The 25,814-nt window shown below is 60.3% G+C and carries 17 protein-coding genes; 6 read left to right on the top strand and 11 right to left on the bottom strand.

Features of this window, described 5'->3' with window-relative positions; genetic code table 11:
* Positions 1 to 57: 57 nt before the first annotated feature.
* The gene (locus tag ONB52_02645) at positions 58 to 1,668 is read right to left on the bottom strand and encodes a long-chain fatty acid--CoA ligase (protein MDZ7415041.1); all 1,611 of its coding nucleotides are present in this window, start codon (positions 1,666 to 1,668) and stop codon (positions 58 to 60) included.
* 412 nt (positions 1,669 to 2,080) lie between these two features.
* On the opposite strand from ONB52_02645, the gene ONB52_02640 reads away from it, so the two are divergent.
* The 4 genes from ONB52_02640 to ONB52_02625 all read left to right on the top strand — a co-directional run bounded on the left by ONB52_02640 (position 2,081) and on the right by ONB52_02625 (position 8,465).
* Entirely contained in the window at positions 2,081 to 2,371 is a 291-nt protein-coding gene (locus ONB52_02640; protein ID MDZ7415040.1) for an HU family DNA-binding protein, read from the top strand.
* Entirely contained in the window at positions 2,368 to 3,846 is a 1,479-nt protein-coding gene (locus tag ONB52_02635; GenBank protein MDZ7415039.1) for an HU family DNA-binding protein, read from the top strand. Before ONB52_02640 ends, ONB52_02635 begins: the two co-directional genes overlap by 4 nt.
* Positions 3,847 to 4,102: 256 nt before the next feature.
* Entirely contained in the window at positions 4,103 to 7,177 is a 3,075-nt protein-coding gene (locus tag ONB52_02630; GenBank protein ID MDZ7415038.1) for a BamA/TamA family outer membrane protein, read from the top strand.
* A gap of 16 nt (positions 7,178 to 7,193) precedes the next feature.
* Positions 7,194 to 8,465 carry a GWxTD domain-containing protein gene (locus tag ONB52_02625; GenBank protein ID MDZ7415037.1) on the top strand — a complete coding sequence of 424 codons (1,272 nt, stop codon included), beginning with the start codon at positions 7,194 to 7,196 and terminating at the stop codon, positions 8,463 to 8,465.
* Positions 8,466 to 8,502: 37 nt separating this feature from the next.
* Here the strand turns inward: ONB52_02625 and ONB52_02620 are convergent, their stop codons facing one another.
* The 3 genes from ONB52_02620 to ONB52_02610 form a co-directional block, all read right to left on the bottom strand.
* Positions 8,503 to 9,687, bottom strand: coding sequence for a dipeptidase (locus ONB52_02620; GenBank protein ID MDZ7415036.1), 1,185 nt, complete (start codon positions 9,685 to 9,687; stop codon positions 8,503 to 8,505).
* A 354-nt stretch (positions 9,688 to 10,041) separates the two neighbouring features.
* Positions 10,042 to 11,310, bottom strand: a complete 1,269-nt coding sequence (kynU, locus tag ONB52_02615) for a kynureninase (protein ID MDZ7415035.1) — start codon at positions 11,308 to 11,310, stop codon at positions 10,042 to 10,044.
* A 992-nt stretch (positions 11,311 to 12,302) separates the two neighbouring features.
* Positions 12,303 to 14,723 (bottom strand): prolyl oligopeptidase family serine peptidase, encoded by a 2,421-nt coding sequence (locus ONB52_02610; GenBank protein MDZ7415034.1) that lies wholly within the window; start codon positions 14,721 to 14,723, stop codon positions 12,303 to 12,305.
* Between the two features lie 325 nt (positions 14,724 to 15,048).
* Between ONB52_02610 and ONB52_02605 the strand changes: the two genes are divergently transcribed.
* A complete protein-coding gene (locus ONB52_02605) occupies positions 15,049 to 15,975 on the top strand; it encodes a phosphatase PAP2 family protein (GenBank protein ID MDZ7415033.1) in 927 nt (308 codons plus the stop codon).
* Between the two features lie 63 nt (positions 15,976 to 16,038).
* Here ONB52_02605 and ONB52_02600 read toward each other — a convergent pair whose 3' ends face one another.
* The 7 genes from ONB52_02600 to ONB52_02570 all read right to left on the bottom strand — a co-directional run bounded on the left by ONB52_02600 (position 16,039) and on the right by ONB52_02570 (position 24,354).
* Positions 16,039 to 16,530 (bottom strand): SRPBCC family protein, encoded by a 492-nt coding sequence (locus tag ONB52_02600; protein MDZ7415032.1) that lies wholly within the window; start codon positions 16,528 to 16,530, stop codon positions 16,039 to 16,041.
* Between the two features lie 154 nt (positions 16,531 to 16,684).
* Positions 16,685 to 17,605, bottom strand: a complete 921-nt coding sequence (locus ONB52_02595) for a CoA transferase subunit A (GenBank protein ID MDZ7415031.1) — start codon at positions 17,603 to 17,605, stop codon at positions 16,685 to 16,687.
* Between the two features lie 123 nt (positions 17,606 to 17,728).
* Entirely contained in the window at positions 17,729 to 19,300 is a 1,572-nt protein-coding gene (locus tag ONB52_02590; protein MDZ7415030.1) for an aldehyde dehydrogenase family protein, read from the bottom strand.
* Positions 19,301 to 19,522: 222 nt separating this feature from the next.
* Positions 19,523 to 20,884 carry an aspartate aminotransferase family protein gene (locus ONB52_02585; protein ID MDZ7415029.1) on the bottom strand — a complete coding sequence of 454 codons (1,362 nt, stop codon included), beginning with the start codon at positions 20,882 to 20,884 and terminating at the stop codon, positions 19,523 to 19,525.
* Positions 20,885 to 20,961: 77 nt separating this feature from the next.
* On the bottom strand, positions 20,962 to 22,122 hold the full coding sequence (locus tag ONB52_02580) for a M42 family metallopeptidase (protein ID MDZ7415028.1): 1,161 nt from the start codon (positions 22,120 to 22,122) through the stop codon (positions 20,962 to 20,964).
* A 23-nt stretch (positions 22,123 to 22,145) separates the two neighbouring features.
* Positions 22,146 to 23,159, bottom strand: a complete 1,014-nt coding sequence (locus tag ONB52_02575; protein MDZ7415027.1) for a P1 family peptidase — start codon at positions 23,157 to 23,159, stop codon at positions 22,146 to 22,148.
* Positions 23,149 to 24,354, bottom strand: coding sequence for a P1 family peptidase (locus ONB52_02570; GenBank protein MDZ7415026.1), 1,206 nt, complete (start codon positions 24,352 to 24,354; stop codon positions 23,149 to 23,151). The genes ONB52_02575 and ONB52_02570 overlap by 11 nt, the downstream gene beginning before the upstream one ends.
* 541 nt (positions 24,355 to 24,895) lie before the next feature.
* Between ONB52_02570 and ONB52_02565 the strand changes: the two genes are divergently transcribed.
* On the top strand, positions 24,896 to 25,814 hold a 919-nt coding region (locus ONB52_02565), incomplete at its 3' end, for an IPT/TIG domain-containing protein (protein ID MDZ7415025.1).

The raw sequence follows: 25,814 nt of genomic DNA, 5'->3' as shown, positions 1-25,814 counted from the left end.
CCATAAAAGGGGATCAGGGTTTGCGTGGTTGCGCTTGCGGTCGCCGTGCCGGGCGCTTCATGCCACCTGATGTTGCGCCGGCGTGAGCCGCTCGCGCAGCAGGTGCTTGAGAATCTTGCCGGTGGGCCCATGCGGCAATTCTGCACAGAACTCGATGGTGCGCGGACACATGTAGGCGGGCAGGTGCGTCCGGCAGAATTGGATCAGCTCCTCCGCGCTGGCGGCGTGCGGCCGCCGCAGCACGACATAGGCACGGGCCTCCTGGCCGAGGGTGCCGTTCGGCAAACCGATGACGGCACATTCCACCACCTGCGGATGTGCCAGCAGGCAGCGTTCGACCTCCAGCGGGAAAATGGGAAAGCCCGCGTACCGGATGACATCACTCTTGCGGTCCACCAGGTATAAATAGCCTGATTCATCGGTGCGGCCAATGTCACCGGTATGCAACCAGCCGTCACGCAGGACGCTCGCCGTTTCCTCGGGGCGGTTGTGATAGCCCTTCATCACGGCGGCGCCGCGCACGACGATTTCGCCGATCTCGCCGGGCGGCAGCTCCTGGCCCTTTTCATCGACAATCGAGACTTCGAGGCCGGGAAGCTGTTTGCCCACCGAGCCGTGCTTGTTGGTGATGTCCGGCCGGTTGGCACTCACCAGCGGGCTGCATTCCGCCAGGCCATAGCCTTCGAAAATGGCGACGCCAAAACGCTGCAACAGCGCCTGGCGCAAATTGTCATCCACCGGCATGCCGGTGACGATCAGGGCCTGCAACGTGGCCAGCGAGATGCCGCCGGCCGGTGCCGCCTTGCCGGCGGTGGCGGCGCTTTCCTCGATGGCCTTCATCTCGGTGAGCAGGTGATGCAGCATGGCCGGCACCGCGACAAAATGCGTCACACGTTCCCGCGCGATGGTCTGCAGCACCTGCAGCGGATCGAAACGGGGGATGAGCACGCAACACGCGCCTGCGGCCAGCGGCACATTCATCGTCAACATCTGGCCGATGCCGTGAAAGAGTGGTAGCGCGGCAGCAAAGCGGTGGTTGGCGTCGATGCGAAAGGCATCCCAGCAGGAGAGCACGGCTGCCGCGATGCCGGCGTGCGTTAACACGGCGCCGCGCGGCAAGCCGGTGGTTCCGGCGGTGTACAAAATGACCGCGGGGTCTTCGCCAGTGGTCACACACGGCAAGTCTTGCACGGGAGCCGCTTCGGCAGTCAGCTCATCAAAATTCAGGGTATCGGGAGGCAGCGGGCCGGGCGGGCTGGTGTCGGCGGGATAGTGGAGGAAGATGCGATGGCGGCATTCCTCGAGTGTTTGCGCGGCCGCCATCAGGTGGTGGCTGAAACCGCTCCAGGCGATGAAGCCCCGGGCACCGGAATCCTGCAGGACGTAATGGAGCTCCTGTTCGCGAAACATGATGTTCACCGGCACCACCACCGCGCCGATCTTCAGGAGCGCATAATAGGCAATCGGGAATTGCGGCAGGTTGGGCAGCATGAGGGCGATACGATCGCCGGGCTGCAAATTGAGCCTCGCCAGGCTGTGAGCCAACTGGTTGACCATGTCGTGGAATTGCTTGTAGCTCCAGCGCGTCTCCCCGAAGACGAAGGCTTCGCGATCGGCATAACGGGTGGCGCAAATTGTCAGGAAGTCGAACAGCGAGCGTGCAACCATAGGTGTCAACCAGGGTCACAGCGATGATGACAGACAGCAGGCGGGCAAATTTTTTGTTAAGATTCAGCAAGGCCGACAATAAAACAAAAGCCCTAAATAGTCAAGCGAAAAATCTGGCGGGAAGTAATGCCTCAGCAACTGTGGAGCAGCGCAGGCCTCCCTGCCTGCAAACGCGAGGACACGAAGCCGCGGGGGGGTTCGCAAAGAACAAACGTTCCGCCACGGTTTGACCGTGGTTCTATCTTGCGATCCTGCGAATGCTCTCAGCCGGAATTGCCACGGATGAGCCGTGGCAGATCAGACAGACTGAACTGTCATAACTGCGGCATTACTTGCGGCAGGAGTTTTTGGTTGACATTGGCATGCCGTTTGTTATATTGAAGGGCACTTACCTGCGCGACGAGGCCGGCCCATGACAACAACCGAGCTTACCAAAAGTCTCTCTCAGCGGATGCGGGTGTCCCAGCGCGAGGCCCGCGAGCTGTTGCGCTTGTTGTGCGACACCATCACCCGGAGTCTGGCACACAAGGAGACGGTGATTATGCGCGGCTTCGGCAGTTTTGGCATCCGCCGCCGTGCCGCGCGCAAATCCTACAATCCGGCCGCCCGTCGCCACATGCTGCTGCCGCCAAAGGATATTGTCTTCTTCCGCCCCTCAGAACGCTTGAAGCAATTGCTGGCAAAGCGGAGCGAACGGCCATGAGTGCAAAAGTCCGTTATCTGAAGCTCGCCGCCCGGGGACCCTATCAGCGCAAGCGTTTTCGTCTGCAGCCTGATCACACTTCACCGGAATTCCTGCGGGAATTCGTGCGCGAAGCAACCAGCCTCATCGAAGAGGGTTTGGCACGTGACGGTGTGGTGCGAATTCATGAATTTGGCACGTTCGAATTGCAATGGATCAAGGAACGCCGCGGCCGGAATCCCCGCACGGGTGAAACCATCATCATTCCGGGACAAAACCGGGTGATTTTCCGGCCGGCGCAAAAACTCGAGCTTCTGGCAAATCAGGAACTTGCCCATCTCAAACCGACCCTTCTCCCCGCTGCACCGGCAGCGCCAGAAGCGCAACCGTCCAGCGCCAAAGCGCCATCCCTGCCGCTGTCGTCGCAGATTGAACAACTTCTGGCTGATCTTGTGCCCAAGTCAACGCCACAGCCTGCGCGTCTGCGTTTTGATTTTGCGGAATCCGAAGCGCTCGCTGTCGAACCCGCCACCGGCGCGATTCTAGTCGGGCACGTGGTGGAAGAGGTTGACACCGGGGAAAAGCGGACCGCCCAGGTCGAAAGTGCCAATCACAACGGCCTTGCGGTGACCATGCCAGAGGAGATGCCGTTGGCGGACGCGAAAACATTTGACCGGGCCGGGGATTGGGAGAAGCAGGCCGGCAAGGCGGCCGAACCATTCGCAGGGGCCGGGCGCCCGACTTCAAGTGCAGGCGGGCCCCGTCCACACTACAGCACTTTGCCGGGTGCACGCACAGAACCGGGCCGCGTGAGATGGGATTTCTCCGAGGCCAGAGTCAGCCCCACTCACGAACGCTCCCTCGAGTATTTTACTGCATCCCCTGCCGCCCGGGAGGCAGCAGCTGCCCGCAGCCGGCCGCGCCGCTTTCTCTGGCTGTTGGGAACACTGACCACCCTGCTGGTGCTCATGCTGGCTGTCTTCGTCACGCCGATTGGTGAGAAAAAAGAAACGTTGCATTCAAACGCAGAGACAGCGGCAAATGGCAAACCGCCGGCGGCATCGTCCAATGTCGCGCCCGTCCAGCCCGCTCCCTTCTTCCCCGGTGGCACTCACCGCGTGGTGGCCGGTGACAATCTGTGGAACATCTCGGGCCACTATTATTTCGACCCGTTCCTGTGGCCCAACATTTATCGCGTGAATACTGCAACCGTGCCCCATCCTGACCTCCTTGAGCCGGAACAGCTTCTGGCCCTGCCCGTGCTTTATGGCCATCCCCGCAAGCTCTCGGAGGAGGATCGCCGCAATCTGGCCGAAGGTTACTTTTTGGTTTTCAACTACTACCGTACATCTGCGGACAAACATCTGGCACCCTTTGCGCTCTGGGCAGCGGTGAAGTATGATCCCACCCTGCTGGAGAGGTATCGTGACCAGATTACCGCGGATGAGCTGGCGTTTTTGGATGCGCATGAGCCCGGCCGCATGGCCGTGCGTTGATTTTCCCGGCGCAACCCCGGCAGGTGTGCCCGGCCGGCAGCGCCCCACCTCAATCCTCTCCGATGACCGGCACCAGCGGGCTGTGCCCGCCTTCAGCACTCACTTGCGCCATCCTTCCAGTCAAATAGTTTTGCTTTGCTTTATCCGCAAAATTTCTTATTTATGCGCGGTCTGAAAAATCGGAATCTGCTGTCTGACTTTGGGCGTAAGTAAGACAGCCGGCCGGCCTGAGAACCTTTAGCCATAGAGGCCTTTGATGAAACAGCTTCTGCAAGTATTGACCGTCGCAGCCCTGCTGCCAAGTCTGGCCTGGGCCCAGAATTTCGGTCAAAACAAGGTACAATACGCCACGAGGGATTGGAAATACATCCAAACCGACCACTTCGACATCTATTTCTACGAGGGCGGTGAGCAGATCGCCAGCTTTACCAGTGCCGTGGCGGAATCGGCGCTGGTCTCGCTGCAACGGACTTTTCAGTTCCAATTGATTGCGCGCATCCCCTTCCTGGTTTACAATTCTCACAACGACTTTCAGGAGACCAACGTTACTCCCGGCATTCAGCCGGAGTCGGTGGGCGGCTTCACCGAATTCTTCAAAGGCCGCATTGTGCTGCCCTATGAAGGCTCGAATGAACTGTTTCGGCATGTGGTTCATCACGAGCTGCTGCATGCCGTCTTGTTGCAGTATTTCTATGGCGCGGGCGCCGGTGCCGTGATTCGCGGCATCATGCGCTTCCAACTGCCGCTCTGGCTCAACGAAGGTCTGGCCGAGTATGAATCGCAACATTGGGACACCCATGCCGACAACATGATTCGCGACGCCGTCATCAACGAATATCTGCCGCCGCTCACCCAGCTCGACTACATGGCTTATCAGGGCGGACAGAGTTTCTTCTATTGGATTGAACGCCGCTACGGCCGCGCCAAGGTGACGGAATTATTGCAGGAGCTGCGCTCCAGCCGCAATCTCAACACCTCGTTCCAAAACGCCCTCGGGGAGAATCTCGAAGTCGTCTCCGAGCAGTGGCAGAAAAATTTGAAGCAATGGTACTGGCCGGAGATTGAACGACGGCAGACACCCGCGGATCTGGCCAGCGCCCTGACCGATCACCGCAAAACTTCCAACTACATCAACAACAGCCCGGCGCTCTCCCCGGACGGCTCACGTCTGGCTTACCTGACCGACCGCTCCGGCCTGTTTGACATTCACCTGCTCAATGCCATCACCGGGCAGGAAATGGGCAAGCTGGTGAGCGGGCAAAAACAGTCCGGCGTGGAAGAGTTGAAATGGCTGCGGCCCGGCATCAGTTGGGCCCCGGACAACAACCGCCTGGTCTTTGCCGCAAAAAGTGGCTGGCAGGATGTGCTGCACGTCGTCGATGTCAAGCGCCGCAAAATAGTGCGCACTTACAAGCCCGGCTTTGAGGGCATCTGGAATCCCGCCTGGTCGCCCGACGGCCGGCACATTGCCTTCACCGGCATGAAAAAAACCCGCAGTGATCTCTACCTGGTGGACGTGGAAACGGAGCAGCTCACGCAGCTCACCGACGATGCCTTTTCCGATTTCGAACCAACCTGGTCGCCCGATGGCCGCTGGCTGGCATTCTCCTCCGATCGTGGTGAACCAGGGGCAAGCAGCGATGACCCCATTTGGCGGCACGATTATCGCAACAGCGACATTTATCTGATCCGGCCCGACGGCACCAGTTTGCGGCGCATCACCTCCGCGCCAAGCACGGAAACCGCACCGGAATTCTATCACAGCGCTGACACCCTGCTGTATTTGTCCGATCGCAACGGCATCGCCAACATCTATTTCCACGTTCTGTCCACCGGCACCGAGCTGCCATTGACCGACCTGCTGGTTGGCATTCAACAAATCTCGATCGCCAACAACGGCCAGCGCCTGGCATTCACCTCGTTTTATCGCGGCGGCTATGACATCTACTTGTGGCGCAATCCCCTGGAAGCTGTCGGCAAGCATTCCGCCCTCACCCTGACCGATGCGATGAAGTACCGGGCCACCCCGATGAACATCCAGGATGCGCCGCAACTGGCCAGCATGAGCAACGAGCAGACCCAGGGCCGGCCCTATCAGAATTTTGCCTTCGATCGCGACTTCACCCGCGGCATCATCTCCAACGGCACGATTACCCGGGGTGAAATCGAAGCGCCCAAGGACAATCTGCAAGCCGACGGCAGTTTCATCGTGCGCGATTACAAGCCACGCTTCAGCATCGATTATGTCGGCGGGGTCACCGGCTATGATCCTTTCTTCGGGCTGCAGGGTTTGGGGCAGGTGTATCTTTCCGACCTGACCGGCAATCATCAAATCGGCATCGGCGCCTATCTTAACCGCTCGCTCGCCAACAGCGATTTTGCCCTGAGCTACCTGTACCAGGGCTGGCGCCCCAATGTTTATTTCGCCTTCGGCCAGCAGGTCAGTTTCTATCTCTCGAATCTGCAGGGCGATTTCGACTTGTTCGGCAGCATCGAACGCTTTCGTTTCCTCAGCCTGCTGAGCGGCGTGAGCTACCCCTTTTCACGCTTCGACCGCATCGATTTTTCCGCCGCCTATCTCTACACCATCCAGGACAACCTGACCTACATCGACATTCCCTCGCTGAAAAGCTCGGCGGCGATTTTCTCGCTGGAGTACACCCGCGACAACACACGCTGGGGCTCCTATGGCCCGGATGACAACCGCCGCAGCTCGCTCTCAGCTGCGGTCAGCCCGGGGATCGGCAGCATTCCGCGCGAGTTTGCCACGGTGCAGGCGGATTTCCGCCACTACAAATCGCTGTCACGGGAATGGAGCCTAGCATGGCGGCTGGCGGGCGGCGCCAGCTTTGGCAGGCAGCCGCAACATTTCATCCTGGGCGGCATTCCGAACTGGCTCAATCGTGAATTTGCCCGCGGGCTGAGCTCGGAGGATATCAACGATCTCACCTTCAGCCAGTTCGTCTATCCGGTGCGCGGCACCAACTACTATGAGCAGATCGGCACGCGCTATTTCCTCATGAACGCGGAAATTCGCTTCCCCTTCATCCGCTTCCTGCTTTTGCAGGCGCCGATCCCCCTGTTCTTCCAACAGGTGCGCGGTGCGATCTTTTTTGATGCCGGCAGCGCATGGGACGACAGCAACGGTTTCCGCCTCTTTACACGCAACAGTCTGGGTGAGCGGGTGCTGGATGATGTGCTGGCCGGCTTCGGCTACGGCATTCGTTTCTACAGCCCGATTGGTCTGTTGCGCATCGACGCCGCCTGGAACACCGATTTGCAGCAATACACCAAACCGCGCTATCTCTTCTCGCTGGGCACCGATTTTTAAGCAAGGACACCGTTCCATGAAATACATCTGTTTCAGCCTGGCTCTCCTGCTGCTGGGATGCGGCAGCGGCCAGCCGCATCGCTTCGGCGTCCGCCAACAATCGACCGGAGTGTTGAAATTCGGCGTGCAGACCGCCAATATCATTGACCCGACGCGGCAGAACCGCTTGTGGACGATTCTGGATGTGCCGCATCGCAGCCTGCAGTTCGAGCGCAAAACGCCCAATTTCGTTGCGCAATTCGAGCTCACCCTGGCGCTGCGCGATCATCGCGGCCATGCCGTTCAGCTCATTGATGACTCCCGCACCATCACGGTCAGCAGCTATGACAGTACGCAGCCGGATTCACTCTACCAGCGCGTCGCCTACTTTCTCCAGGCACCGCCGGGTGAATACAAACTCGAAGTCATGGTGACCGACCGCGTCTCCAAAGGCCGCGGTTTCATGGTGATACCGGTGCTGATTCGCAATCTTTTTGCCGAAGACTTGACGCTGAGCGATGTGATTCTGCTCGACAGCCCGCCCCGGGAGTTCCCACGCGAGGAGCAGGTCATTCCCTCCTTTCAGCAGCGTTTCAACAAAACGATTTATGCTTTCGCGCAGGCGCGGCATGTGCGCGCCGGCGGCCGGTTGCAGGCCACGCTGCGCATCGGCCACGAGGAAACCGGCAACAGCAACCGCGCCGACATTGACACCACCGCCAGCCAGCAAACCGTCAACATCATCTTCCCCATCCCTCCCACGCAACTTGGCCTGGGGCCCCTGGAAATCAGCATGACCGTCACTTCCGACGGCCGCACAACGGTTTCCAAACGCAGCCTGATGGTGCGCTGGGCCAATCGTCCGGCGGTGACACGCAACAACCGCGCCTTCGATGACTACATCGAGCCCCTGCGTTTGATCATGACCGGCGAACAATGGAAGAAGATCAAAAATGCGCCGCCCGAGGAGCAGCGCCGCCTGCTCGATCAATTCTGGCAGGAACGCAACCCGAATCCGGAGGCGAGTGCCAATTTGCTGGAGGAGGAGTTCTACTGGCGTGTCGGCGAGGCCAACTCACGCTATGCGTGGGGGAAAAGCCAGGGCTGGACCACCGATCGCGGGCGGGTGTACGTCATCTACGGCCAGCCGGATGAAATCTCGCGACAGTATGATCGCTACGGCCGCACCATCGAGATTTGGCGCTATGAGGAGCCGCCGCGCGAATTCGTTTTCTATGACGAACAGGGTGACGGCCGCTTTCATCTGGTCCGTCAAACCAATGCCAACCTGATCAGCTCGGCTTTTTAAAGCCGCAGGCGCATGACGGCCGCCGCCCGCGGGTTTATCACCTGGGCGGCAGGTGGTGGCGCAACAATTCCTTCAAGTTGTCGCCCATCACTTTGCGGATCTCTGCGGGGTTGAAGCCTGCCTGCTGCAATGCGGCGGTCAGTTGCACCATACCGCTGGCGTCGAAAGGCGTGCTGACCGCGCCGTCGAAGTCGGAGCCCAGCGCCACGTGATCGATACCGGCAATACCCACGGCGTAGCGCATGGCTGCCGCGATGGCCGCCGCGTCGTGGCCGCAACAGGCGGTTTCCCAAAAGCCGATGCCAATCAAGCCGCCGGTGGCCGCAATGCGGCGCACATGATCGTCGCTGAGATTGCGCTGGTTGTCGCAATGGCCGCGCAGGCCGGCGTGTGAGACCACCAGCGGCCGCCGGGCGATTGCCAGCACGTCCTCGATCAGTTGCGGAGAGGCATGTGCGAGATCGATCAGCATGCCCAACTCTTCCGCGCGCTGCACCACGCGCCGGCCAAACGCCGTCAACCCGCCTTTGGCAAGGCCATGCGCCGAGCCGCCCACCTGGTTGTCAAAAAAATGTGTCAGACCCAGCATGCGAAAGCCGGCGGCATACAGCTCGTCCACGCTGGCAAGCCCGCCGTTTAGCGCATGACACCCCTCCAACCCCAAAAACCCGGCAGTGATTCCTTTTTCGTGGGCGCGGCGCGCCAGATACGCCTCCAGATCCGGCGCAGTGAGAATCAGGGTGAAGCGCCCGCGGGAACGCGCCGCCACTTCATGCAGCCGGCGCGCCTGATGCAACGCACGCGCCTTCAAGCTGAACCAGGTGGCCACCGGCCAGCGCTGCGCGATCGCCAGCAGGGTGATGTCATCGCTGCGGTCGTCGTTGCGTTCGATGTTCAGATGCCGCGGCGTTTTGGTGACCACCGTGAAGCCTTGCAGCGCCACACCGCCTTCGATCAGACGCGGAATATCGACATGGCCGTAACTGCCGCACTCCAGCAAATCACGATTCCACAGCAGGGCATCCGCGTGCAAATCTGCCACAAAGAGTGAATCATGCAGACGCTGCACGTCCGCCGGCGGCGGGGCGGCGGCAGGCGCGTGCACACGATTCAAGTTTTTCGCCACCATAGTGGGCGCCCACCCCCAAAAAAGTCCGGCGCCGATGAGCGCCAGACCCAGGCAGACCAGCGCGCCACGTTTGACCGTCTGCTTGAATTTCATCCCGCCTCCTCGCAAGCGCCTTGTCGTTCATTCGATGAGCAGCGTGAAATCGCAATTCCTGACCGAGTGCGTGAGTGTCCCGATGGGAGGAACGGCACAGCGGCGGCAGTCACCATCGCGGCAAGACGCGACCGCATGCATCTGCGGCCGCGCACTGAAAAGCGCGAGAGAGCTCGAACGGCCGGTGCGCAAAGCAACCCGGCGAAAAAACCGGCAGGTGCTCATACACCGCGACGGCAAAACTGCACCAGGCAAAATAAATGGCCGGCAACGGGACGGGTGGGACGGCAACAATCCGGGCGAGCGGGGATGGAACAGATGCCAGTCGCAGGCCGCCATTTCCCCGGTGTTGCTTTACAGCAGGCTGCCGCGCACGGCACCGGCAAAGCGGTAGACATCGAGAAAAGTGTTGTAAAACGGTGCCGGGGCAACCCGAATGACATCGGGCTCGCGCCAATCGCAGATAAAATTGCGCGCCAGCAAAGCTTGCAACAAAGCGCGGCCGTTGCGGCGCACGCGCAGGGAAAGCTGCGCTCCGCGTTGGGTCTTGTCCGCCGGTGTGATGATGGTGAGCAGATCGCCGCCGAACTGATTGAGCAGGAATTCCAAATAACCGGTCAGCAGTTCACTCTTGGCGCGCAAGCGCGGCATGCCGACTTCATCGAACAGGTCGAGGGAGGCTTTCAAGGGAGCCAGCGAGAGGATCGGCGGATTGCTGATCTGCCAGCCTTCCGCACCAAAGACCGGCTGGAATGCCGGCTCCATCAAAAATCGCCGGGCCGGATTGTGACCCCACCAGCCCGCGAAACGCGGCAGGTCACGCGCGTGACCGTGGCGCTCGTGCACAAAACAACCCGCCACGGCACCCGGGCCGGCATTCAGATATTTGTAGGAACACCAAACCGCAAAATCGACCTCCCAGTCATGCAGCCGCAGCAGGAGATTGCCCACCGCATGTGCAAGATCGAAACCGATCATGCAGCCCTGCGCATGCGCGGCCCGGGTCAATCGCTGCATGTCGAAAGCCTGGCCGGTGTAATAGTTCACCACGCCCAGCAAGACCAGGGCAACCCGCTCGCCGTTTTCACGCAGATAAGCTTCCATGTCCTCCGTGCGCAATGTGGTCTCGCCCGGCCGGGGTTGCAGCATCACCAGCGAGCTGGCGGGATCATAGCCGTGAAAGGCGATTTGAGATTGCACCGCATAGAGGTCGGAGGGAAAGGCATTGGCTTCCATCACCACCTGGTGCCGCGTCGGGGTGGGCCGGTAAAAAGACACCATCATCAGGTGAAGGTTGACAGTGAGCGTGTTCATCGCCACCACTTCCACCGGCCTGGCACCCACCAGATTCGCGAGCTGGCGGGTGAAACGCTCGTGATAGGTCGTCCAGGGATGTCTGGCTTTGACATGTCCCTCCACCGCCAGACGCTCCCAGTCACTCAGCTCCTGTTCGACATGGGCTCTGGCCGTCTTCGGCATCAGGCCGAGCGAATTGCCGCACAGATAAACACAATCTTCGCCACTCCTGGTTTTGGGAAGATGGAAACGGAAGCGAAATTCCGCCAGGGGATCTTCAGCATCCATTGCCAGGGCAAAATGGCGGTTGGCTTGATACTCGATCATGTGTCCGCAGCAAGAGATTGGGGTGGATCTGAATTTTGCCTGTTGCCTGCTGTTATTCGCAATAAACGACGTGTTCACAACACTCCGTCAGTGATCTGTGGCTTTCTCATGATCTGACGCGTTTTTTTCAGGAGAACCAAACGGGGCACTGCTGCCGGAGTTTTTGGAAATGCGCTATGCCGCTTGACAAAAACAATTCATTCCTGCCGGAGTTGACCGCAAGTTTGCCTGCAATTTTTTTATGCACCATCCCTGGGTGGTTGAGTTTCGCGATCAAATCGGCATTCCTCGCAGAGGGAATCCATACGGGTGCAAAATTCAAGTAATCTGGCCCGATGTTGATTGATGGAGGTTATGCATGACAGGACTTTGACCGCGGGGTTTTGCCCACGAGCGTTTCCCCACACCCGCGTTTGCCTTGTCATCGCATGCCGTAAAAATACCGCAACACAGGCCGCCAGCCTGCAGGCAGATAAAAAGTCTGTGCGACATTTTCATCCCGATGGTGCCCATACGGGCATGGCAAATTGCCACAAAAAGATTTTTGTAGCAGACCCTTCAGGGTCGGTGCCTGAGGGCACGACTACGAAAGCTCATTTTCATTCTTATGGATGCCGCGCGTGGCATGGCAAATTACCCTAAAAACACCATTCTGGCGCAGAGATTTTAACGACGCCGCTTTTTCCAGCTTGCCACTGAGAAACATTAGCGCGACACTGCGCAAATCAGCGTCCGGGGAATTTGTCTATCGCCGCATTCCGATTTACCCACATTGATCAGCATGGAACACATAAAACACCCGAGACGGGTGCGCAGCGGTTCGTTGTTGTCAACTGCCCACAAAAATCTGATGGCACTCAAAACTCTCTGCGATGCGGCCGGGCGTGGCGGGAGACGCGCCGCCATGCAAAAGTCGCTTTTCAAAGGCCGTCTGGGTGGGCAAAGCAGACGGCGGAGCGCCTGCGCTTCCAATTAAGCTTGTGCCTCCAAAATCACTGTGGCGGCGCCTGCCGGTTCGGACCGGCAGAACGGTGTTTGACGTGTTTCTCGCACCACTCGAACATTTCTGCCAGTGTGTGCAGCACCGACTCGCGGGCGACGTAGCCGTGACTTTCAAGCGGCAGCAGCACCAGCCGCGCCGTGCCGCCATTGCCCTTGATGGCTTGAAACAGCCGCTCGGATTGCATGGTATGGGTGCCGGGGTTGTTGTCCGCCTCGCCATGAATGAGCAAAAGGGGCTCATTGATTTTATGGGCGTGCGTGAACGGCGAAACCCTCATGTAAATCTCCGGGGCCTCCCAAAAGGAGCGTCGCTCATTCTGAAAGCCGAAGGGCGTAAGCGAGCGGTTGTACGCGCCGCTGCGTGCGATGCCGGCGGCAAAATCGTCGGAATGTGCCAGCAGATTGGCTGTCATAAAGGCGCCATAGCTGTGGCCGGCCACACATACGCGCGTGCGGTCGATCACACCCATGGAATCGAGCTTGTCGATGGCGGCACGGCCCGCGGCCACGATCTGCTCCACGAACGTATCGTTCATGGTCTCCGGATCACCGACCACCGGCATGGTGGCATCCATGAAAACGGCATACCCCTGGGTCAAAAAGAACAGCGGCGAAGCACCCCGCAGGAAAGTGAAGGTATGCGGCGAGCCCCGCACCTGCCCGGCAGTGCCGGCGTCCGAGTATTCCAGCGGATAGGCCCATATCACCACGGGCAGGCGCGAGCCGCTTTCATAGCCGGGCGGCAAATAAAGGGTGCCGGAGAGCGGCACTCCATCAGGCCGGTGGTATTTCACCAGCTCCTTGCGCAAGCCGGTGAGCTGTGGTGCCGGATCTCTGAAATCGGTGAGCGTCGTGCGCGTCTTCTTTTTCAAATCCACCATGAAATAGTTGGGCGGTTCCCTTGGCGACTCATAGCGTGTGAGAATGAGATTGCGGCTGCCTGCGACAAAAGAGAGAAAGGGTTCGAAGGAGTTGGGCTGGGTTTGAAACAGCGTTTGCCTGGCCAGGGTTTTCAGGTTCAAACGATCGAGGCGGGGCCGGGCACCCTCCGGGGAGGCGCCGCGTGCGTTCAGGTAGATCCAATCGCCATCCTGCAGCAACACCGTTTCACCGGTTGTGCGTGTTTCATAAACCGGCTGGCCGGGATCGCCATAGGCATCATTGACGCTGAGGTCGAAAATGACTTTGCGGTGTGCGGCCGGCTTGGCCAGGTTGACCCATGCCGTCGTGCGCCAGCGCCGGTCGCGGTCGTATTCGGTCAACAGCACCTCCTCGCGCTTCGCCAGCCAGTCAATTCCGGCAAAACGATGCTGTATCCGCATGACCTCCGCTGGCGCAGCGCTGAACGGCGCAGCCAGAGTCATGAGTTTGTCGCGTTGCGGCACTTTTTTGAGGGGGTCGCCGCCATCCAGCGCCTCGACCCACAGGAGTTTGGCGGGATGCCGCGGCTGCCAGCCCACCTCGCGCGGTCCCACCGCCACGCCCTGGGTGGGAATTTCATCAGCGATGGGCAGATCCGCGATGGTTGCCAGCACCCTGCCCTGGCGGTCCCACACTTCGATCACGCGCGTGAAACGAAAGTAGGGTACGCGATACGAAAACGGCCGTTTAACCCGGGTTACCAGCAGGAATTTTTCATCCGGGGAAAATTCCACAGCCATGATCATCGCCGGTGCGCCAATGGCGGTGATTTCCCCGCTGACCGCATGCACCAGCGCCAATTGCGTGGTGGCGAAGTGCTCGAACAACCGCTCGTCATGCTCATTGCGCAGCAGATCCTGGAAGGTCATGACCTTCGCGAATTTTCCGGCAGTTTCTTCAATGATGGGGCCGGTGGGAACCAATGGCGCCGGTGGCGGCGCGCCGCGCTCCGCCGGCACAAGCAGGACAAGCAAATGTTCGTTGTCACTCGTCCAGCGAAACGGTGTGGTCAACATGTCACTGACCCGCACGCCCGGGAGCAGCCGGGCTTTGCCGGTTGCGGCCTCGGCGACCCACAACTCCACGCCATCAGAGAGATCATGCGTGAAGGCGAGCCTGGCGCCATTGTAAGACCACTTCGGCATGCCGAGACGGCCGTCAGTGGGCGCGTCGATCACCACCGTCCGACCGCGTTGCAGCCAGTTTACGGCGAGGCGGGTGTATTGCGACAGCCGCTGCCGGTTGCCGAGATTGGGATTGAGGCGAACGCCGGCAAGCTTCAACACCGGCTGCGCCAGCAACTCGAGCGCGGGATGCGGCCGGTAATCCACCAGCAAAAGTGCCTCCTGCTGCGGGCTCATTTCCACCAGGGGCGGAGGCGGAGCATCGAGAATGGCGACGACCTCGCGTGGTGGGGTTTTGTAGGTTGTCTGACCGAAGCCGAGTGAGAAGAGCAGCAGGACTGCTGCAACACCAGACACGTTTTTCATTTTCACCTGCCTGCCGGTTAACCGTTCACCATGATTGGTCATGCACCCGGGCATGGGGAGGCGCGGCGTATTCATGGTTGCGCTGTGGCGCGCGCGGCTGCCCTCCCAAGCGGGTGGCAGTGCCATGACTTCGCCGCGTTTCCTGAACGTGCCGCACTCGCGCGGGAGTAGAAAGCACGCCTGAACATGGGAGACTGCTTGACGATGCCCTCCCGGAAAGAAATATTCCGCATACAACAAATTGCCGCATTTCCCACACTGGATTTGCCCGGCGGCAGGTGATTCGCTATATTTCGTTTTCCAATCACCTGCTCAAGGAGACGACGTGACACTTCTTACCGCAGTGCGGCGTTGCTGGCCGGGGCGCTACAGCGGCCTGCACTTTCGCCTGATGGACATCCTGGCCATCGGCTACCTCGCTCTGCTTGCCGTGTTGCTGCCCTTCTTTCATCACCATGTTCCCAATTGGCCGCAGGATGCCGCCATCCACCTCATACTGGTGGTTTCATTTTTGGAGATCATTCGCACCGGCGAAAAACACCCCCGCACGCGCCTGCTTTGGTTTCTGCGCACCTTCTATCCGCTGGTGGTGATGTTCTACGGCTACTTCGAGATGAACCACATGAATCGCATGTTCACCGGCGACTATTCAGCCACGGAGACACTGGTCCAGCTCGACAAGCTGCTGTTCGGCGTGCATCCCACGATTTGGGTGCAGCAATTTTACCGGCCCTGGCTGGACGAACTGATGAATGTCTTTTATGTTTCCTACTACCTGTTTCTGCCGCTGGCCACCCTGCCGCTTTTTCTGCGCGGCAAATTTGCCGAAACCATGGCGGCCCTTGCCATCGTGACGTTGTGCTATTGCGCCAACTTCGTGCTGTTCTATGCCTTCCCTTCGCTGTGCCCGCGCATGATCGATTCGCTCAATGCCCTGCGCACCACGGAATACAGCGGCTACCTCTTCGGGCCGTTGACCAGGCATTTGCAGGCACAAGGCGCCATCGCCGGCGGCTGCTTTCCCTCCACCCATGTTTCCGGCGCGATGGCGTGGGCACTCACCACCTGGCGTTTCAACCGCCGTCTGAGCTGCCTGCTGCTGCCACTGGCGTTCGGTGTCGCACTGGCCACGGTTTACCTGGGTTATCATCATGCAGTTGATCCGCTGGCGGGCATCCTGCTGGCATTCGCAGCCTATGCCGCGGGTGTGGCGATCCTGCGGCGGCGCGGCGAGGACCCGGCGCAAACATAAGCCCAACCCTCTGCCGGACTGCAAAAATTTCGACGAGGGTCTCCCCTGCGCGGCACACTCGTGTCAGAGCCTCGCCGGCTGTAGCGCCCTGCCCGACAGCAGAATGCTCTCCACCGCCTGCTGGCGATAACGGAAAATGCGCGCGAGCTGGCGTTGGACCAATGGCAGGGCCGCCTCCCCGAGCGGCGCCAGGGGCAGGCGGTATTGCACTTCGTCTTCAATCAGGGTTTCGCCGGCCTGCTCGTGGAAGCGATGGGTGTGAATCCACACAGCATAGGGTCCGCGCAATTGTTCGTCAACAAAAACGTGCGGCGGCTCCCACTTTGAAATCAACGTCTGCCAGCGCAGGGGAATTCCGAACAGACGGATGCGATAGTCGATGAGGGTGCCCGCCGCGATCACGATGGGCAGGGGTGTGAGAATTTGAAAATGCATCTCGGGCGGGGTGATGCGGCCGAGATTGGCGGCCTCGGCAAAAAAGGGAAAGACCTCACTGCGCGGCAGCGGGAGTCGCATGGTGGTTTGCAACACATGCAGGTAGCGCTTGCTGTTCACATGTCCCTCACAGCATTCTGTCGCATGCTGATGCTTTCCTCTGAAAATAATTTTCACAAAAACGTCATGAACCCGGGTTGCCGGCCTGCAAACAGACGGGTGAAAGCACGTGTACAAATGAAGTGAAGCTGACCGGCCAGGCGGGAGAGGCCATTCAGTAGCCGTAATTGACTTCCCCGCTCAGGCGTTGCCGCACAGCCAGCCGGGCATGCACTTCCGGACCGAGCTTCTGCCAGTAGGCGGCGCGATCGGGCAGATCGTACACCCACTCCTGAAGATAGGCGGCCAGTTTGGCCTCGTCGCGTGAAATCTCATCCCACGCAATGTAGAAATCGTTGTCGCGATCGTAATAGCCTTGTGCAAAACTGGGGTGTGCACCGAACGGCTCGACCACCACCGCCGACACAATCATGCCGGGGATCACGGTGCGATTGGGGTCGCGGCGAATCACGCTCTGCTCGACCAGCTCCTCCACCACCACGATCACCCGCCGCGCAGCAAAGGCCGCTTCCTTTTGCACGCCATACAGGCCCCAAATCTGCGTATTGCCCTCGGCATCGGCGCGCTGGGCATGCACGATGGCGACATCGGGATTGAGTGCGGGCACCACATAAAGCTGCTCGCCGGTGTAGGGGCAGGTCACGGTGCGGATCAGCGGATTCACTTTCGGCAGATCCGTTCCCTTGTAGCTGCGCAGTGGCAAAAAGGGCAAACGTGAAGCACCGGCCACCAGCCGTTGCGCCATGCCGAAATGCGAGTACTCTTCGAGCTCGATGGGTTTGGGTCTGCCTTTTTCCACGGCGCGGCGCAACGCATGCAGCGGCCCGACGCCGGGATTGCCCGCCCAGGAGAAAATCATTTTTCTGACACAGCCGGCCGCAATCATTTGATCATAGATCAAATCCGGCGTCAGACGGCAGACCGTCAGATCCGTGATGCGCTGCCGGATGATCTCGTGGCCGGCGGCAAAACAAATCAAATGGGTGAATCCTTCGATGGTGATGGTATCGCCGGGATGCACATTCCGCCGAATGGCCTCGGCCATGGACATGACTTTGGAGGTGGTTGTGGTCATGGCTGATGCGCTTTCGAAACTTGCCGAGAAGGGGAATCACCCGCCGCGTGCGGGCAGCGGCCGGCAGGCGGCCCGCGCGCAGCGGTTCGCGAAGCACGAGGAATTCTGCCGCAAGCGGCTTTTCTACTTCATGATGGTCCGGCTTTGCTCGCGCATGAATTGTTGCACGTAATACGGCCCGCAGGCGCCTTTGCCGGTGCTGCCCGAACCTTTCCAGCCACAGAAAGAGTTCACGCCCGGCCAGGCGCCGGTGGTGGCACCGCTGCGCCGGTTGGCATAGGTCACGCCGGCCTCGATGTGATCGAAGAAATAATCCATCTCCCGCTGGCGTTTGGTGTAGATGCCGGCGGTCAGGCCATATTCCACATCGTTGGCGAGCCGGATGGCCTGCTCCAGCGAATCGACCGGCTCCACGATCAGGAAGGGCAGGAACAATTCCTCTTTCACCAGCCGGTGGGAACGCGGCAAACCTGTCACGATCGTCGGTTGCACAAAATAGCCATGGGCGAAATCGCCTTCGCGCAGTACATTGCCACCGGTCAAAATCGTGCCGTCACGCCGCGCTTCTTCGGCGGCCGCAAGGAATTTGTCGTACGCTTTGCGATTGATCACCGGCCCCAGGAACACGTCGCGCTCCACCGGATCGCCGATGCGCAGGGCGGCGGTTTTTTGCAGCAGCAGCTCAAGAAATTTATCCTGCACCTGCCGGTGCACATAGACACGCGAGCAGGCACTGCACTTCTGCCCCTGCAGACCGAAGGCGGAGCGCATCACACCCTCCGCCGCGGTGTCCAAATCGGCGCTGGGCATCACGATCGCGGGGTTCTTGCCGCCCATCTCGAGAATCACCGGCTTGAGCGAATCCCGCGTGAACTCCTGATAAATTTTCATGCCGACCGCCTTCGAGCCGGTGAAGACGATGCCATCGAGTTTGGGATGGTGGACCAGCACCTCGCCCATGCGGCGGTCGCCGGCCAGACAATTGATCACCCCGGCCGGCATGCCGGCTTGCAGGTAGATTTCCTGCAGGCGGCTGGTGATCCAGGGGGTGTCAACCGAAGGCTTGAACACCACGGTGTTGCCGGCCAGCAAAGCGCCGGCACTCATGCCTGCCGGCAGGGCCAGGGGAAAGTTGAAGGGCGCGATCATCGCCCACACGCCATAAGGCCGCAGCACGGAGCGCGTGTCCTCATTGCGCGACAGCCGGCCGAGCGGCATGACAAAGCCTTTGGCATCCAGCAACTGCCGGGCGTAGTAATCCAGCAGGTCGGCGGATTCCTCGACATCGCCCATCGATTCCAGCCGGTTCTTGCCCACCTCCAGTGACATGAGGGCGGCGAGCTCGAACTTGTTCTTGCGAATGAGCGCCGCCGCTTTCTGAATGATGCGCGCACGCTTGCGATAATCCAGGGCGGACCACCGGGGGAAGGCTGCTTGCGCGGCTTCCACCGCGGCGTTGATTTCATCGCTGGTGGCGGCCTTGAAATATGCCAGGACCACGCGGGTATCGACCGGGCTGAAGCTGGCAAAGGTCTCTCCCGCCCCGGCCACCGGCTGGTTGTTGATCACGTGGGGATGGGTTTGGCCGATTTGCTGACGCACCCGGGCGAGCGCGCGGTCAAAATCGCGATGAAACTTCTCCATGTCCGCGCCCAGCGTAGTATAGGTGATTTTGAACGGCTTCTTCGCTGCCATGTCCACTTCTCCTCTCTCAGATGAATTGCAGGGAATTTGTTTGTGCGCCGCCACCGCTCAGGCCCTGGCGCATGCGACAGGGACCTGGCCGGCTGCACATTGCGCCGGAAAATGGCGCAGTGCAGTGCCGGCACAGTTTTCCTGCGGGAACACTCGCGCAGGCCAATTTTTTCCACCGGGCAAAACTGCCTGACGAGGCGGGCAGAGTTGTCAAATGACCCTTCACGCCAAACGCAAGGCCGCCGCCACGGCATTCAGACTTTGTTCCAACAGCGTCACGATCTCTTCGATTTGTGCGGTGGTGACGATGAACGGCGGGGCGAGCAGGATGCCGTCACCGTTTGTGCCGTCCACATGGCCGGCGTTGGTCCAAATGATCAAACCACGGTTGAGCGCTTGGGCGGCAACCTGTTCGACGATTTTGAGACTGCGGTTGAAAGGCGCGCGGGTGGCTTTGTCCGCAACCAGTTCGAGGCCCGCCAGCAGGCCCCGGCCGCGAATCTCACCGACCAGGGGATGATCCCGCAGGCGCAGCAGCCGGGCATGCAGCACGGCGCCCATCTCGCGGCAGCGCGTGATGAGATGATGTTCCTGCAAGTAGCGAATGGTGGCGAGTGCCGCGGCACAGGCCACCGGATGATGGGCAAACGTCTGCGCATGCAGGAAATCACCGCCGCTGGCGTAAATCGCCTCGACCAGCTCGCCGCGCGCCAGCATGGCGGAAAGCGGCACGTAACCGCCCGTGAGCCCCTTGCCGGCAAGCATGATATCCGGGGTGACGCCGGTGGCGGAAATCGCAAACCAATCGCCGGTGCGACCCATGCCGCACAGGATTTCATCAGCGATGAACAGCAGATCATACTTGCGGCAAATCTCGACCACGCGCGGATAATATTCCGGCGGCGGTACCATGCCGCTGCCCGTGGTGCCCAGCACCGGCTCCGCCAGGAAGGCGGCAACCGTCTCCGGGCCCTCCCGTTGAATCGCCAGCTCCAATTCGGCCGCGCATTCGTAGTCGCAGTGCGGAAACGTTTTGCCCCAGGCGCAGCGATAGCAGATCGGCGGCGGAATCTTGGGATGATCGACATACATGTTCTGAAACTGCACGCGATAGGTCTGTCTGCCACTCACCCCCATCGCACCGAAAGTGTTGCCGTGATAGCTGGGCAGGCGGCTGATGATTTTGTATTTCGTGGTGATGCCCCTGGCCACCCAATACTGCCGCGCCAGCTTCATCGCCGCCTCGGTGGCTTCCGTTCCGCCGGAGAGGAAAAAGGCCTTGGTCAGGCCTTGCGGCGCCACCTCACACAACGCGTGCGCCAACTGCTCGACCGGTTCATGGGTGAATTGCAAACCGCTGACATAAGCCAGCGTCGCAGCCTGCCGGCCGATGGCTTCCGCGACCACCCGGTTGCCATGGCCGAGGTTGGTCACCATCGCGCCACCGGAGGCATCGAGATAACGCCTGCCGCCGGCATCATAGAGATAAACACCCTCGCCCCGCACGATCAGCGGAAATTCATAGCGCAGCTTGCGGTAAAGCACGTTGCCGTGCGGGTACGCAAATTTTCGTTCGCCGTTCATTGTGGTCTTTCCATGCAAAAACATGTCACCAGCCGGTGGTTTTTGCATCTTTTTCCAGTGGCACCGGCGCTGTTGCCTCAGTGCGGGGTGTGAAAGCGAAGGGACTCCAGCCTCCTGCTGTCGAGTCTTTGGATCACCGCGGTGAGCAACTGTACCGCACTGTCGAAATCATCACGGTGAATGATGCCGTTGGCGCTGTGATAGTAGCGCTGGGGAATCACCAGGTCGAGCGTAGGCACCCCGAGATGCCACTTGTGAATCGGCCCGGCATCGGTGCCGCCGCCTTCCTCCAGCATGAATTGATGGGGAATATCCAGCTCCTGCGCAACACTCTGCACCCACTGCCGCAGCTTGACATGGGGCAGCATTTCCGCGGTGTGGAGAATGATCACCACGCCTTTGCCGAGCACGGGCTGGGCATAATCGGCACTGGTGTTGGCCGGCAAATCGCTGGTGACGTCGATGTCGAGAGTTATGGCAACATCCGGCTGCACCACGGCTGCCAGCGTCTGCGCGCCTGCCAGTGTGATCTCCTCCTGCACCGCGCCGGTGGCGAACACGGTGTTGGGGTGAGGCCGGTGCGTCAGCCTTTTCATGACCTCGATGATGACACCCAGGCCGACGCGGTCATCCCACGCTTTGCCCAGCAGAAATTTGGGATTCGCCAGGCGCGCAAAACTGCTGTGATGGGTGATGGGATCGCCCGGTTGAATGCCCAGGGCTTCCGCATCGGCGCGGTCGCGGACGCCCACGTCGATCCACATGTCTTCACGGGGAATGAGTTTGTCTTCTTGAATATCGGGGCCGGTGTTGAGCACACCGAGCACCGTGCCGCGGCGCGTGTGAATCAGCACGCGGCGGTCGAGCAACTGCTGGGAGAAATTCCAGCCGAGCGGGAAAAACTTCACGAAGCCGTTTTCATCGATGCGCTTGACCATGAAACCGACTTCATCGAGATGGGCATCGAGCAAGACGCGCGGCGCGGGTGCGCTGCCCTGCTTGCTGCCAATCACACTGCCCAGGTGATCGCGCTGCAGACGGTCGACATGCGGGGCGAGGTATTTCATGAACACCTGTGCCGCCGGCTCTTCATAGCCGGAGACACCCGGCGCCTCGCTGAGGTCGCGCAGCATTTCTTCCGTGGCATCGAGTTCCTGCGCAAAAATCGTGAGTGGGCCGCTCATCAGCAGCGCCAGGAGCACTCCCTGGCGGGTGGCAAACACTTGCTTCCTCCGCATCAGTGGCTTCCCCTTGCCTGCGCTCACTTCACGACAACCTGCGTCCAATCAACCGGTGCAAGCCGCCGGCCCTTTCTGCCGGTGATCGTTTCTGTTTGCCGCAGCGCGCACAGCAGGGCTTGTCTGGTAACCTCAGCGGCGGCATCACCCAGCAGAGCAACAGTTTCCGCACCGTACCACCGCCCGGTGTGGAGCTGGAACTTCTCATCAAAAGCGCCATCCACCGTGTTGGTGGTGGAAAAAGCCAGCGCCAGGCGCCGCTCGTTCGGCAGCCACAAGGTCACGCGCTCCAGGCCGCTCATCCCGGCTTCTGCAAGTTGCTGCAATTGCCCGGGCAACAGAGGCGCAGTAGTCGCCAGGATCAACACCATACTGGGCGTCACGGAAGCCGGCAGTTCCGCATCCCGCTGATGGGAAAATCTGCCGCCATTGGCGGCCAGCAGCGCGCCCACAATGAACTGTTCGCCTGCGACAGTCAGCGTGCGTGCCGCTTCACCCACCCCTCCCTTGCCACCAAAAGCACACAAACCCCGTCCGATGCCAACGCTGCCGCACGCCGGCGCGGGAGAAGCGGCATAAATGGTTTGCAGGACATGCCCGCTGGTCAGGCGACGCACGCGCAGGTTGTTGAGATAGCCATCATCCAGGCCGATGACGATGGGCGGCCAGGCGTTGTCGATGGGCAGATCAGGATGGCGCTGATGTCCGAAAGTGATCAGCGCATCGTAGGCCGTTCCCACCGCGGTTGCGTTGCACAGGACGATTGGAGAAGAGAACGTGCCAAAATCCTGCGCGACATGCCGGCCGGTCCATTCCTGCCAACCTTTGGCGGCAAAGCTGCCGAGAAAAAGCTTGCGGTTCCTGATTGCCAATGGATAGGGCAGGATTACCGTGACGCCGGTTTGCACTTCGTCCTGCGCAAGAGTCAGGTGGCCGACAGCCACGCCCGTCACGGCCGTAATCGAATTTTGCGGATGGCTCCGTCTGCCCGCCGGGCGGAGAGAAGCGGGCGGATCCGCAGGCAAATCAACGCCCATACTTCCTCATGATGGCCGGCAAGCGCTCCAGCGGCAGGGCAAATGCGGTGTTGCCGTCGATCCCCACCGTGGTCTCGGCCGCGCACAGGGCGTTCAAGATTGCCTCTTCCGCGGCTTCGCCGGCCGCCTGATGTGCACGACTCAGCCATTCATCATTGAAAATTTGAATGTCGGTAAAAGCGTCGCCCGGACGAATCTGGATGCCGGTGGAGAAGAACAGTGCGAGATCTCCCGAGCTGTGACCCGACTGGCCGCCGGTACGCGCCATGCCCAGAATCATGTGCTTGCACAGGCGTTGCAATTGTGCAGGGATCATCGGAGCATCCGTGGCGCCGATCAAAATGAGAGATTTTGCCTTGCGGCTCGTCACCGGCATGAGGTCGGTGATTTCCCTGCCCACCGGCACGCCATTGATGATGAGTTGTTCCCGTTCACCGAAATTGGCCTGCACCAGAACGCCGAAAGTATAGCCGCCGTGCGTGGCCGGCAAGACGCGCGAAGCCGTGCCGATGCCGCCTTTGAAATCGAAACACACCATGCCGACACCCCCGCCGACTGCGCCCTCCGCCACCGGGCCGGAGCGCGCATCCGCAATCGCAGCCAGCACATGTTCGTCCTCGAGATGGCGGCCTTCGGCATCATGCAGGAAGGCGGCCCAGGTCTCCGCCACCACCGGCACCGGCACGGGGGCCGTGTCACCGATTTCGGGATAAGATTGCAGCAGCCAGGTCAACGCGCCATTCATCACGCGGCCGACATTCGAAGTATCGGTGAGAAAGATCGGTGTCTGCAGCAAACCCGTTTGGTCGACCGCACCGAGTCCGGTCATTTCGCCATTGCCATTCATCACGAAGCGCGCGGCGGTGACATTTTCCACCACCACCTGTCTGCCCGGCATGATGACGGTCACCCCGGTGCGGATCGGCCCCTGCCCCACACGCAGAGCGCCGGCGCCGGCGAGGCGGGTGCAGTGCCCGACTTGCACCCCGGCCACATCCGTGATGGCATTGCAAGCGCCCGTCGGCAACGTGCCAATGACAATGCCCAGATCGCGCAGACGCTTCCGGCGCGGCGGCGTTGCGGGCAGATAGTGGTGCGGGGGAGAGCAGGCAGTGAGCAGGGCCAGGCCGGCGATTTGCCGGCAAAACCTGCGGCGCGAGATTGGCCGAAAAGAAAAAGTCGAGCTGGGGATCATCAGAAATCGCAGAGCGAGTACTCGCCGGCAACCGCGCATTCGTTAAAATTTTGTGATGCAATATAGCATGGCCGTTGCGGTGTGTCAAGGTGTTTTTGGCCGCGGCTTGTGCGCCAGGTCGCACACAGGCGCCGCAAGCATCAAGCATGCGGGGGTGATGACGAACCTGCCCCGCCCTGCAGGGCGGGATGGCGCCAGGGCATTTTATGGGCAGCAGAGTCCGCCGCCTTTCCCGCCGGCTCGCCACACCGCCTCTGCGAATGCCGCGGCATGCAAGTATATCTGCTTGTCATCAGAGCAGCCGGCAACCCGTGGGCACGGTTCGGGTGGCACTGCTGCGGGAAAGGAATCCCACCTGATTTTTTCCGGCTTCACGAACACCTCGGTTGTGAGGACGGACTCTCGCCCGGTGGCTGTGCCAAGACAGCACCTCCCCAGCTTCAGTGCATATCTTCAGAATCAGGTGAACCGCTCGACTATGCGTGTGAGCGGTCATTCGTTCAGTCGTGTCTTCAGGTGGATCTTTTCAGAAAGGTGACAGATGCACAAGCATGCCCTGGCTCTCATCCTCATGCTCACCTTTATTACCCCTTCGTCTTGGGCGCAAACTTTCGATTTGCGGTTTGTTGTGGTCGCCGACGATGGCGTCACCGGCGGCCATGTCGATCTCAAGGTGCAACTGAAAGCCAACGGCACCAGTTTTCGCATGGGCTCGGGAAATCTGGTTTTCACCTACAATCCTGCCAGGTTTTCCCAGCCGACGCTGCTCACCGCCCATAATTTCAACGGCAGCCAGTATACCGCACCGACCGTGACCGAACCGGCCAGTGGCAGGGTCTCCGCGAATTTCGAATACAACGGCAGTGCCGGCAACGGCACCACGGTTGGCACTTCCTTCCTGGATGTGGTGACCATCCGCTTTACCATCAATGACCCTGGTATGGCCGACACGCTGAGATGGCGCACGGTCTCACCCAATGGCGTCAACGTCTTCAGCGATGACAACGCGACGCAAATCGTGGCCGGCACGCTGGCAAGTTTGATTGTTCTGCCGCCGCCGGGCATCACTTCGTTCACGCCCGCCAGCGGTCCAGTGGGAACAGAGGTAACAATCAGCGGCAACAATTTCTCAGACGTCACACAAGTGATTTTCAACGGACAGCCGGCAGCGAGTTTTGTGATCGATTCCGCCACGCAAATCCGGGCTATTGTGCCAGCCGGCGCCTCGACGGGCAGGATTGTGGTCAGCAACGGCAGCTCAACCGCCACCAGCAACAGTGACTTTGTGGTGACCTCGCCAACCGGCACGGTGACTGTGACGCTCACGCCGGAGGCGGACACTCACATTTCCAAGTCAAAGCCCACGAGCAATTACGGCACCGCCAGCACGCTGCGCTTCCGCAATGCCAGTTCGACCTTCAGTGTCTATCTCAAATTCGAAGTCACTGGCATCTCAGGCA

It is taken from the genome of candidate division KSB1 bacterium (assembly GCA_034506255.1).
Lineage (GTDB): Bacteria > Zhuqueibacterota > Zhuqueibacteria > Zhuqueibacterales > Zhuqueibacteraceae > Coneutiohabitans > Coneutiohabitans thermophilus.
This window is presented reverse-complemented; position numbering and strand designations above follow the sequence as displayed.